The sequence below is a fragment of the Actinomadura sp. 7K534 genome (assembly GCF_004348575.1).
Taxonomy (GTDB): Bacteria; Actinomycetota; Actinomycetes; order Streptosporangiales; family Streptosporangiaceae; genus Spirillospora; species Spirillospora livida.
Genome location: NZ_SMKB01000230.1, coordinates 1 through 11234 on the forward strand (window position 1 = coordinate 1; position 11234 = coordinate 11234).

At 74.3% G+C, this 11234-nt stretch carries 12 protein-coding genes; 5 read left to right on the top strand and 7 right to left on the bottom strand.

Going from position 1 to position 11234, the window contains the following annotated elements:
• Positions 1 to 110 precede the first annotated feature (110 nt).
• Together E1266_RS30305 and ispD are read right to left on the bottom strand one after the other, a co-directional pair.
• Positions 111 to 860, bottom strand: a complete 750-nt coding sequence (locus E1266_RS30305; protein WP_132052854.1) for a glycerophosphodiester phosphodiesterase — start codon at positions 858 to 860, stop codon at positions 111 to 113.
• Entirely contained in the window at positions 857 to 1552 is a 696-nt protein-coding gene (ispD, locus tag E1266_RS30310) for a 2-C-methyl-D-erythritol 4-phosphate cytidylyltransferase (RefSeq protein WP_132052856.1), read from the bottom strand. Before ispD ends, E1266_RS30305 begins: the two co-directional genes overlap by 4 nt.
• Before the next feature lie 274 nt (positions 1553 to 1826).
• Between ispD and E1266_RS38350 the strand changes: the two genes are divergently transcribed.
• From E1266_RS38350 to E1266_RS30330, 5 genes are all read left to right on the top strand, one after another.
• On the top strand, positions 1827 to 2102 hold the full coding sequence (locus tag E1266_RS38350) for a hypothetical protein (protein ID WP_165966270.1): 276 nt from the start codon (positions 1827 to 1829) through the stop codon (positions 2100 to 2102).
• The gene (locus E1266_RS30315) at positions 2099 to 2830 is read left to right on the top strand and encodes a phosphocholine cytidylyltransferase family protein (protein ID WP_132052870.1); all 732 of its coding nucleotides are present in this window, start codon (positions 2099 to 2101) and stop codon (positions 2828 to 2830) included. The genes E1266_RS38350 and E1266_RS30315 overlap by 4 nt, the downstream gene beginning before the upstream one ends.
• A 53-nt stretch (positions 2831 to 2883) precedes the next feature.
• Positions 2884 to 3957, top strand: coding sequence for an iron-containing alcohol dehydrogenase family protein (locus tag E1266_RS30320; RefSeq protein WP_132052858.1), 1074 nt, complete (start codon positions 2884 to 2886; stop codon positions 3955 to 3957).
• Positions 3947 to 4810, top strand: a complete 864-nt coding sequence (locus tag E1266_RS30325; RefSeq protein ID WP_132052860.1) for a CDP-alcohol phosphatidyltransferase family protein — start codon at positions 3947 to 3949, stop codon at positions 4808 to 4810. The genes E1266_RS30320 and E1266_RS30325 overlap by 11 nt, the downstream gene beginning before the upstream one ends.
• 92 nt (positions 4811 to 4902) lie before the next feature.
• Positions 4903 to 5757, top strand: a complete 855-nt coding sequence (locus E1266_RS30330; RefSeq protein ID WP_132052872.1) for a glycosyltransferase — start codon at positions 4903 to 4905, stop codon at positions 5755 to 5757.
• Here E1266_RS30330 and E1266_RS30335 read toward each other — a convergent pair.
• From E1266_RS30335 to E1266_RS30355, 5 genes are all read right to left on the bottom strand, one after another.
• Positions 5750 to 6391, bottom strand: coding sequence for a TetR/AcrR family transcriptional regulator (locus tag E1266_RS30335; protein WP_132052862.1), 642 nt, complete (start codon positions 6389 to 6391; stop codon positions 5750 to 5752). The two genes, E1266_RS30330 and E1266_RS30335, sit on opposite strands and share 8 nt — an antisense overlap.
• 91 nt (positions 6392 to 6482) lie before the next feature.
• On the bottom strand, positions 6483 to 9005 hold the full coding sequence (locus tag E1266_RS30340; protein WP_132052864.1) for an AAA family ATPase: 2523 nt from the start codon (positions 9003 to 9005) through the stop codon (positions 6483 to 6485).
• 91 nt (positions 9006 to 9096) lie between these two features.
• Positions 9097 to 9762, bottom strand: coding sequence for an SDR family NAD(P)-dependent oxidoreductase (locus E1266_RS30345; RefSeq protein ID WP_132052866.1), 666 nt, complete (start codon positions 9760 to 9762; stop codon positions 9097 to 9099).
• A complete protein-coding gene (locus tag E1266_RS30350; RefSeq protein WP_243719069.1) occupies positions 9759 to 10505 on the bottom strand; it encodes an acetoacetate decarboxylase family protein in 747 nt (248 codons plus the stop codon). Before E1266_RS30350 ends, E1266_RS30345 begins: the two co-directional genes overlap by 4 nt.
• A 51-nt stretch (positions 10506 to 10556) precedes the next feature.
• Entirely contained in the window at positions 10557 to 11069 is a 513-nt protein-coding gene (locus E1266_RS30355) for an SRPBCC family protein (RefSeq protein ID WP_132052868.1), read from the bottom strand.
• Positions 11070 to 11234 lie beyond the last annotated feature (165 nt).

An 11234-nucleotide genomic window follows, 5' to 3' on the forward strand; every position in this document is an offset into this window, starting at 1 on the left:
ATAGAGCGACAAGCCCGCCCCGCCGCAGCGGAGCGGTGCCGACCGGAGCGACTCGGACGAGGACGGGCCGGGCGAGTGGACCCAGGTGTACGGCGGCAACCGCTGACGAGTCAGAGCGCGGCGACGACGCCGGGGACGTCGTTGACGACCATCGCGTCGAAGCCCGCGGCCGCGTAGACCGGGGCCGCCTCGGCGGTCGGGCACCAGACGACCGTCTCCAGGCCGGCCTTGTGCGCGACGTCCACGCAGTGCTCCAGCGGGCGCAGCCGCGTGTCGGGGTGGTCGAGCCCGCAAGAGCCGGTGTGCACGGCGACCGCGTCGAAGCCGAGGCCCGCCGCGGCCGGGACGGCCTGCCACAGCGGGAACCGCAGCCACGTCAGCAGGCCCAGCGGCACGCCGGGCAGCTCGTCCCGCAGGAATGTCAGCAGCGCCGGGTCGAACGAGGTGACGAGGAGCCTGCGGCGCTTCGCCTCGCGCCTCAGCAGCGGCAGGAGCAGCGCGCCGGTGCGGCGGGACGGGGCGTCCACCGCGTCCTCCAGGACCGTCTTGACGTCCACGTCCACCGCGATCTCCGGCGGCAGCGCGTCGAGGATCTCCGCGAGCCGCGGCAGGCCGCAGGCCGGCGCCGCCACGTCGACCACGTAGTCGCCTTCGGACGTGGTCGGGTCGTGCCGCAGGACGAGGTCGTCGTCGGCGGTGCGCGTCACGTCGATCTCGACCCACGACGCGCCCGCGGCCGCGGCGGCGAGCAGCGAGGCCAGCGTGTTCTCGGCGACGGGCGTCTCGGAACCGGTCGGTGTCGGGTCGCCCGAGCCGTAGCCGCGGTGCCCGATGACCGCGGGGGTCGCCTCGAAGATCATCGCCGGTCCTCGCCCGCGAGGTGCTCGGCGACGACGACGTCCAAGGGCTGGGTGACCTTGAGGTTGCGCTCGCTGCCCGCGACCACCCGGATCGGGACGTCGGGCAGGTAGCGGTGGACGATGCCGCAGTCGTCGGTGGCGCGCAGCGCCGGATCGGCCTGCGCCAGCTCGTACGCCTTGCGGATCGTGCCGAGGCGGAAGCCCTGCGGGGTCTGGAACCGGGTCATCGTCTCGCGCGGCGGCATCGACACGACCACGCCGTCCTCGACCACCACCATCGTGTCGGACGCGGGGAGCCCGACCGCGACGGCCTCGCCGCCGTCCAGCGCGTCCAGCACACGGCCGATGACACCGTGGTCGACGAAGGGGCGGGCCGCGTCGTGGAACAGCACCCGGTCGTCGTCGGGGCGTCCGGACAGGGCGGCCAGCGCGGCGACCGTGGACGCGGTGCGCGTGTCGCCGCCCTCGATCACGGCGGCCGTCTTGCGGAACGGCGCGGCGATCGCGGCCGCCTCGCGCAGATGGCCGGACGCCATCACGACGACGACCTCGTCGATGCCGGGATGGGTGTCGAACGCGTCGATCGCGTGCGCCAGGACGGGCCGTCCGCCGACGTCGATGAGCTGCTTGGGGCGCCCCGCCCCCATGCGCCGGCCGACCCCGCCCGCGAGCACCACCGCCACTGCGGCCATCTCACCCCTCGGTTTCCGCGACACCCGGACACCGGGCCACTACGCTGTGCATCTGCGCCGAGCTGTTCCCCGACCGGCCGGAGGCCCCGATGGACGAGTCCCGCCGCGGCCGGCCGGCCACGCTCAACGTACCGGACGGCCCCATGATCATCCGCTTGGAACCGGCGGCCGCCGGGGCCGCGGACGGCTCGTACCGCCCATATCGCGTGGGATCGAGTATGGTTGCTTCGCCGCGCTGGGTTTCGCGCAGGCGGCTTCGGCGCCGCTCGTCCACGTGCCGATCGCGGTCCTCGCGCTCCGCCACCGCGGCATCGTGCACCGCACCCGCCGAGGGCACCGCACGCGGGAGCAGGTTCCGCACGCGGGGCCCGGCCGGGAGGGCCGGACGTCGTTCGCGGCCGTCGCGGGCCCGCCCGGTCCGCTCCCGTTCGCGTACCTCGCACCGGTCGCCTACCTTGGCGAAACCGCCGGTGCCGCGGACACCGCCGCGTGGCGGCGGAGCAGCCGCGGCAGCGGCCCGAAGGTCGACCTGGAGGAAGAGGAAGCATGATCGGCATGGTGCTGGCGGCAGGGGCGGGCCGGAGGCTGCGGCCCTACACCGACACCCTCCCCAAGGCCCTCGTCCCCGTGGACGGTGAGACCACCATCCTGGACATCGCCCTGGGCAACCTCGCCGAGGTCGGCCTGACCGACGTGGTCATCGTCGTCGGCTACTGCGCGGGCGCGGTCGAGGAGCGCGCCGACGCACTTGAACGGCGGTACGGCGTGAAGCTCACGCTGGTTCACAACGACAAGGCCGAGGAGTGGAACAACGCCTACTCCATGTGGCTCGCCCGGGAGCACTTCTCCAAGGGCGTCCTCATGGTCAACGGCGACACGGTCCACCCGGTGAGCGTGGAGAAGACGCTGCTGGCCAACCGCGGCCCGGACATCCTCCTCGCGGTGGACGACGTGAAGACCCTCGCCGACGAGGAGATGAAGGTCATCCTGGACGGTGAAGGCAACCTGAAGACCATCACCAAGCTCATGGACCCGGCCACCGCGAACGGCGAGTACATCGGCGCCACCCTGATCGAGCCCGCCGCCGCGGAGCCGCTGGCCGACGCCCTCAAGGCCGTCTGGGAGCGCGACCCCGACCTCTACTACGAGGACGGCTACCAGGAGCACGTGAACCGGGGCGGCCGCATCGGCGTCGCGCCGATCGGCGACGTCGCCTGGGTGGAGGTCGACAACCACGACGACCTGGAGAAGGCCCGGCGGATCGCCAAGGGCTACTAGCCCGTACCGCGACCGCCCCCCGACCACCCACAGCGCGGACGACGAGGACGCTCATGCCCCTGCTGACGCGGATGCTGAACGCGCCGCTCTCCATCGACGTTCGGCGCGGCGCCGTCGCCGCCCTCGGCGAGCTCCTCGCCGACCGGCGGATCGCCACCGAGGGCCGCGTGGCGATCGCCGTCGGCCCAGGCCAGGGCGACCAGATCGCCGACCACGTCCGGCCCTCCCTGGCGGCCTGCGAGGTGTACCGCGTGGCCGGCGGCACCGTGGACGCGGCCGTCGAACTGGCCGGCAGGCTCCGCGCCGGGAGGTACGAGGCCGTCGTCGGCATCGGCGGCGGCCGGACGATCGACGCGACCAAGTACGCGGCGACGCTGTCCGGCATCCCGATGGTGTCGGTCGCCACGAACCTGTCGCACGACGGGATCTGCTCGCCGGTCGCGTCCCTCACGCACGACAACGGCAAGGGCTCGTTCGGCGTCGTGATGCCGCTGGCGATGATCGTCGACCTCGACTACGTGCGCGCCGCGCCCGAGCGCCTCGTCCGCGCCGGCGTCGGCGACGTGCTGAGCAACTTCTCCGCCGTGGAGGACTGGCTGCTCGCCGCCGAGCAGTGCGGCGAGCGGGTCGACCGGATGGCGCTGACCGTGGCGCGCACCGCCGCCGAGGCGCTGCTGCACCAGCCGGAGTCGATCGAGTCGGACCGGTTCCTCACCGTGCTCGCCGAGAGCCTGGTGCTGTCCGGGATGTCGATGGCGTTCGCGGGCGACTCCCGTCCCGCCAGCGGCGGCGACCACGAGATCCTGCACGCCATCGACCACCTCTACCCCGACACGGCCAACCACGGCGAGCTGGCGGGGCTCGGCACCGCGTTCTGCTACCACCTGCGGGCCACCCGCCTCGGCGACGGCGCCGAGCGCCTGGAGGAGATCCTCACCTGCCTCGGGCGGCACGGCCTGCCCCGGCTGCCCGGCGACGTCGGGCTGTCGGTCGAGCAGTTCGCCGAGGCCGTCCTGTACGCGCCGCGGACCCGCCCCGGCCGCTACACGATCCTGGAATACCTCGACCTCGACAAGGACGAGACGCTCAAGGCGGTGGAACAGTATGTCCAGGCCCATGGAGGCTGAGCTCCCGGGGCGGGACCGCCCCCCGGAGAGCGGCGACGACGCGCCGCGGCCGCACCGCAAAGGAGCCGCCGTCGCCGACGTCCGCCGGTACGGGCAGCCGCCCGGCCTGAAGGACCGCCGCAACGAGGAGCACTGGGCCGGCCGCCTCTACATGCGCGACCTGTCCCCGTACGTCGCCTGGCTCGCGCTGCGGCTCGGGTTCACCCCCAACCAGCTCACCTACCTGATGATGGCGAGCGGCGTCCTCGCCGGCGTCGTCGTGTCGCTGCCCGCGTCCGGCACCGGCGCGCTGTGGACGGCGCTCGGCGGCGCCGTGCTCATCCAGGTCTACCTGCTGCTCGACTGCGTGGACGGCGAGGTCGCCCGCTACCTGCGGCAGACCTCGGTGGCGGGGGTGTTCCTCGACCGCATCGGCCACTACCTGTCGGAGGTGGCGCTCCTCATCGGCCTCGGCTTCGCCGCCCAGGGCGGCTGGGAGAACGGGGGCTGGGTCGAGCTCGGCCTCGTCGCCGCGCTCGGCGCCGCGCTGATCAAGGCGGAGACCGACAACGTCGTCGTCGCCCGCGCCAAGTCGGGCCTGCCCGCCGACCCGTCCGGCGGCGACCGCGCGCTGCGCCCCCGCTCCACCGGCATCGCGCTCGCGCGGCAGGCGGCGTCCATGCTGCGCTTCCACCGGATCATCGGCGCGGTCGAGCTGTCGCTGCTGATCCTCGCCGCCGCCGTGCTCGACACCGTCTTCGGCAACGAGACGCCGACCGCCGTCCGCGTCCTCATGGTCGCGGTCGCCGCCGTCGCGGTCGTCCAGACCGTGCTGCACCTGGTCAGCATCCTGGCGTCGCGGAGGCTGAAGTGACCTCCCTGGACGAGGACGCCGTGGAACCGAAGGAGCACGCCCAAGGCCCCCGCCGGGACGGGGGCGCCGCGCTCAGCGTCGTCGTCCTGACCATGGGGAACCGCCCGGCGGAACTGGCCCGCGCGGTGCGCAGCGCCTTCGAGCAGGAACACGTCGCGATCGAGGTCGTCCTCGTCGGCAACGGCGTCCCGGGCGACTGGCGGCCGGGCGACGACCCGGTGTTCTCCGACGAGCGCGTGACTCTGCTCCGGCTGCCGAAGAACGTCGGGATCCCCGCGGGACGCAACCGCGGGGTGGCCGCGTCCAGCGGCGACGTCATCCTCTTCCTGGACGACGACGGCTGGTACCGCTCCCCGCGCCTCGGCGCGTACCTGCGCGACCGGTTCTCCGCCGAACCCGACCTGGGCGTCGTCTCGTTCCGCGTCCGCGACCCCGAGGGCGGACGCGGCGAACGCCGCCACGTCCCCCGGCTGCGCGCCGGCGACCCGGAGCGCTCGTCCGCCGTGACCACGTTCCTGGGCGGCGCCTGCGCCGTCCGCCGCGCCGCGTTCGACGCCGGCGGCGGCCTCCCGGAGGACTTCTTCTACGCCCACGAGGAGACCGACCTCGCCTGGCAGATCCTCAACGCCGGCTACCGCATCGTCTACGACGCGTCCGCCGTCATGTTCCACCCCGCCGTCCTGCCCACCCGGCACGACATGTTCTACCGCTACAACGCCCGCAACCGCGTCTGGCTGGCCCGCCGCAACCTTCCCTGGCCCCTCGCCGCGACCTACCTCGCCGTATGGGTCGGCATGACCGTGCTGCGCGAACGCAAGCCCAGCGCCCTGAAGCCCTGGTTCAAGGGCTTCGCCGAAGGCTGGCGCAAACCTGCGGGCCCCCGCCGCCCCATAACCTGGCGAACCGCCTGGCGCATGACCCGAACCGGCCGCCCGCCTGTTATTTAGGGATCGTCACGGCCGCGAGTATGAGGCGCGTCAACTCCGCGGTTATGTTGTCCAGGGGGATGTCCTGGTTGCGGGCGGACCAGTGGTGGACGAGGTTGTTCACGGCGCCGATGATGGCGATCATGGTGAGGTGGTAGTCGCGGTCGCCGGCCTCGCCGCGGGCGACGGCCTCGCGGGCCATGGCGACGAGGGTGTCCTCCCAGCGGGAGCGCCAGCGCAGCCGGTGCCGCTCAAGACCGGCGCTGACGCCGATGACCTCGACGAACGCGATGCGGGCCCAGCGCGGGTCGCTGGCGGTGACGGTGACGAAGGCGCGCACGGCCCGTTCGACGCGGGTCGGCAGGTCGGACCCGGCGGCGTCGGCGTAGGCGGTGGTGAGGGCCTCGGAGGCGCGTTCGTTGATGTCCTTGTGCAGGGCGAGGAGCAGTTCCTCGCGGCCGGAGAACTCCTCGTAGAAGTTGCGCGTGGACACGCTCGCCGTCGCGCACAGCCGCTCGATGGACGTGGCCGCGTAGCCGCGGGTGCCGAACAGTTCGAGGCCCGCCGCCAGCAGGCGCTCCCTCCGGTCGGCGCGGCGCTCCTCGGCCGACCGGCCCCCGTAGCTGCGCCTGGGCGCGGGATTCCGGCCGCTCATCGCTCTCCGTCCACCGGAACGAATGGGGCAGCGCCAGCCTAACCGTGTGGCCGGTCACATTTCACCGGCACCGGAGAGCCGCCCCGGCGGTTCAGCCGGTGAGGAGGGTGTCGCGCCATCCGGGGTCGGTGGTGAGGACGGTGAGGCGCTGCGTGGCGCGGGAGACGGCGACGTAGAGGACGCGCAGGCCGCGCGGGGACTGCGCGGCGATGGTCTCGGGCGCCACGATCACCGCGGCGTCGAACTCCAGCCCCTTGGCCTCCAGGACGTCGAGGACCTGCACGCGTTCGGGCAGGTCGGCGGCGAGCCGCTCGCGGTCGGCGGCCGTCCAGGCGGGGACGCCGGCCGGCTCGGGCTCGCCGAACAGGGCCGGCTGGCCGTCCTGCCCCGCACCGGGACCCGCACCGTGGTTCGCCTCCTCCGGGGGGAGCGGGACGATCAGGCCGATCGTGCCGTCCACCTGGCCGAGCAGTTCCTCCGCCGCCTTCCAGGCGGCGGTGATGCCTCCTAGGTCGGGAAGCAGGTCGGGGAGCACGCGGACGACCGGGTCGATGCCGGACGTGCGGACGGCGCGGGCGGGGCGGGCCTCGGGCAGCGCCACCGCGAGCACCCGCGCGGACACCGCGGCGATCTCGGTGGAGTTGCGGTAGTTCGTGGTCAGCTCGTACTCGTGCCGCGCCCGGACGGGGGCGGGCTTGCGGGGCCGGCGGCGGCCCCGGGACGAGCCGCGGGAGGCGGGCCGGCCGCCGCCGAGCGCCGTCTCCATGGCCGCGCGGGCGGCGTCCAGGTCCTCCCAGGCGCTCTGGGCCGGGTCCTCCACGATGGTCCAGCTCGCCTGGCGGCCCCGCCGGCCGAGCATGCGCCACTGCATGGGGGAGAGGTCCTGCGCCTCGTCCACGACGATGTGCGCGTACTCGGGGCGCTCCTCCACCACGCCGTCGTCCACGCGCCGGGACCGTTCGAGTCGCTCGATGGACGTGGTGAGCTCCTGCATCTCCGGCTCCCAGGTGTCGTCCGCCACGTCCTCGCCCGTGAGGATGTTGACGCCGTCCACGACGAACGGGTCGTCGTCGGCGGCGGCCCGGCGGCGGGACGGGCGGGGCCGGGAGCCGAGCAGCGCGTCGATCTCGTCCAGCAGTGCGACGTCCTGGTAGCTGAGCGGCGCGTCCCCGGCCCAGGAGCGGGCGAGCGGCTCGACGGCGGCGCGGTCGATGTCGCGCCCGGCGGCGCGGCGCAGCCGGTCCGGGTCGCCGAGCGAGCGCAGCACGTCCAGCGGGCGGCGGATCGGCCACCAGGCGACGAGGAAGTCGGTGAACGCGCGCTGCTCGCGGACCCGCGCGACGAACTGGTCGCGCTCGGGGTCGGCGCTGCCGCCGCTGCCGCCGCGCGCGGGCTCCTCGTCGAGCTCGGCGAGCCCGTCGGCGGCGAGGATGGCGTTCCACAGGCCCTCCTCGGCGCCCGCCGCCTCCGCGGCCGCGTCGGGGCCGCCGACCTCGTTGAAGCGGTCCCAGAGGGCGTCCAGGAGCGCCTCGGCGGCCCGGCCGCGCGCCGCGTTGACGCTGCCGCGGCTGCGCCGGTGGACATCGCCCATGATCCGGTCGAGGCGGGCCCGGTCGAGCGCGACGACGACGCCCTTGAACACCACGCGCAGCTCGCTCGGGGCGCCGGGCGCGTGGTCGGTGACGGCGCGCCGCAGCACCGCCGCCATCGCGTCCGCGCCCTTGACCCGCGCGAGCCGCGGCGGGTCGTGCACGGTCGCGGTGACGCCGTCGACGAGGTCGCCGAGCGAGCGCAGCGTCGCCGAGCCCTCGCCGAGGGACGGCAGCACCCGCTCGATGTAGGCGGTGAACCGGCGGTTCGGGCCGATGACCAGCACGCCCCGCGAGCCGAACCGGCGCCGGTGCCGGAACAGCAGGTACGCGACGCGGTGCAGCGCGACGGCGGTCTTGCCGGTGCCGGGGGCGCCGCGCACCAGGACGGTGCCGTCGGCGGGGGCGCGGATCACCTCGTCCTGCTCGCGCTGGATCGTCGCGACGATGTCGCGCATCTCGCCCTCGCGGGTCCGGGCGAGGGAGGCGAGGAACGCGCCGTCGCCGATGATCGTCATCCCGTCGGCCGCGTCCGGGTCGAGCAGGTCGTCCTCCAGGTCGACGACCGTGTGCCCGCGCGAGTGCAGGACGCGGCGCCGCACGACGCCGCGCGGGTCCTCCGGGGTGGCGCGGTAGAAGTCCTCGGCGGCGGGCGCCCGCCAGTCGATCACCAGGGAGTCGTGCTCGCTGGTCCGCACGCCGACGCGGCCGATGTAGCGGACCTCGCGGGAGTCCTTGTCCCCGGGGGCGAGGTCGAGCCGGCCGAACACCAGCCCGTCGTCGGCGATGTCGAGGGCCTGGGCGCGCAGGGCGGCCTGGTGGACCATCGCGTCCCGGTCCACGAGGGAGCCCTTGGTGCCGGCGAGCGACTGCCGGTAGCCCTCGCGGATCATGGCCTGGGCCTCCGCGCGCATCTCCTCCAGCCGCGCGTAGGCGATGTCGACGTAGCGCTGCTCGGCGGCGATCTCCCGGTCTTTGACCGTGCCGCCGGGGCCGGTCGTACGCCCGGTGACCTGGGACGACATGCAGGCTGCTCCTCGCACGTGTACGGCGCCGGGGACGTCCCCCGGCACCCCCGAAGGGGCGAAGAGACAGCTTATTCGGTCGGTCCGACCTTCAGCGCGGCGCGACCGTCGCGGCAGGTGGGCGGCGCGCCGTCCGGGAGAGGCGCTCGCGGAGGGTGCCGCCGGAGACCTCGACGTGCGTCTCCCCGGCGGGCCGGGCGAGCGACCGGTCGACCGCGTCGAGCACCAGGCGCGCGGGGACCCCGGGCGGGGTGCGGCAGCAGCGGAACGTCACGCCCTGCCCGCCGTGCTCAGCCCACAGCGCGTCGGTGTACGCGGCGACGGCGGCGGAGGCCGCGGCGGCGGCCGCCGCGCCCGGTTCCGGATGGTCCGGGCAGAGGATCAGCTCGCCGCGCCCGCGTTCCAGCATGCCGGGGAGGGTGGCCCGCACGACGTGGACGGTCCCGAGGACGTCGGTCCGCAGGACGCGTTCCACCTCGGCGAAGGGCTGCTCCAGGGCGGGCGCCGCCGACGAGATCATGGCCGCGTGGACCACGCGCTGCACGGGCCCGGCCATCGCCACCACGTCCGCGATGGCCTCGGGGTCGGTGACGTCGCATGTCCGGACGTGCATGTTGGGGGAGCGCAGCGCCGTCCTCGCCAGGCCGTCGGCGTCCAGGTCCACCGCGACGACGTCCCAGGCGGCGGCCGCGAGCCGCCGCGCGGCCAGTGCGCCGAGCCCGCGCGCGGCACCGGTCACCAGCGCCGTCCGCATCATGGCCGCACCTCCTCGGCTCCCTCGAACACCATCCGGAGGTGGCCGACCGTGCTGCTGCTCAGCGCGCGCGCCCGGTCCAGGCCCAGTCCGCGGAGCTCCTCCGCCACGGGATGGTCGCCCAGGACGACCTTCGCCCCGCCCGGCCGCATCCGCACCTCGGACGGCGTGACGGTCCAGGGCGTGCGGCGGGTGACCCCGTCCATGCACGAATAAGCCTCGACCTTGGGCGCCCCGGAGCCCTCCGGCATCGGCGCTCCCGACCGGACCGCCACCTCGATCGCGGTCCGGCCGCCGAAGCGGACCGCGCACCGCTTGACCCGTCCGGCGAGGTCCATGGGGATGTCGGCGAGCTCCTTCGGGAAGCCCCAGATCGTCCGCCCGGCCTCCAGGGTGAACTCCTGGTTGACCGGCAGCCAGTGGATGAACGCGCCGACCCCCTTCATGCCGCTCAGCCGTCCCAGCGGCCCGGACGGGGGTGCCGAGCCGGGCGGCCGGACGAGGAACGCCACGGCGAACTCGTGGTACGGCCCGAGGTCCCCGTCCGCGTACCGGACGAAGGCCAGCGAGCAGACGGCCCGTCCCGGCAGCGGCTCGGCCACGTCGAGCCCGGAGTAGGAGATCACGGCCCGGGCGGCGTCGGCGGGCACCGCGAACATCGCCGATGCCACCGCGGCGTCGCGGATCCGCACCGGGAGCTCCACCCGCTCGCCCTGGATCGCATGGGCTTGTACGGCGCTTGTCACACCGTTAGTAGAACAGGTTCTCGTTTTGCTGCCAAGAACCGCGGGTCCCTTTCAGCCCGTCCCGTCCCGTTTCTTCTCGACGGCGGCCCTGATGCGGTCCAGGGTGGCGCGCATCCCCGCGCGGTTGACGCCGGCGCGGCGGTCGGCGGGGACGCCGGTGAACACCCTGCCGAGCAGCGAGACGAACCGGGCGCCCCGGGTGTCGCGCCGCAGGTCCTCCCAGTACTCGGTGAGCCGCGTACGGGGCGCGGACGGGTCGTCCGCGACGTCCTCGAAGCGGTACCCCCACAGCGCCACCGGGATCCCGAAGCTGGACACGCGGAACGCGAACGCCTCCCCGGGCACCGCGGACGTCACCTGGCACGTGGTGAACCACACGCGCCACCCGACGCGGTTCCACCCGACGAACCTCGTCCCGGTCTTGACCGTCCGCCCGCGCACCCACGCGGCGAACACCTCCGGGCTCCATTCCGACATGCGGCGCGGATCGGCGACCGCCGCGTACACGTCCGCCGCCGGCGCCGCGACGGCCACGCTCTCCTCGACCACCCACTCCCGTTCCATGGGCGGGATCCTCCCACTTCGTGACCGTATGGTCACGTCGGGGGTGCGCGGCCCCGGGGTTCGGTGGTTCTGTCGCGCGGGCGCCGCGCACAGGGCATGGTGGATGTCGTCTTTTGCACGGGTAGGCGAATACACGGGTACGCGAAGGGAGGCGGCGGGGTCGTG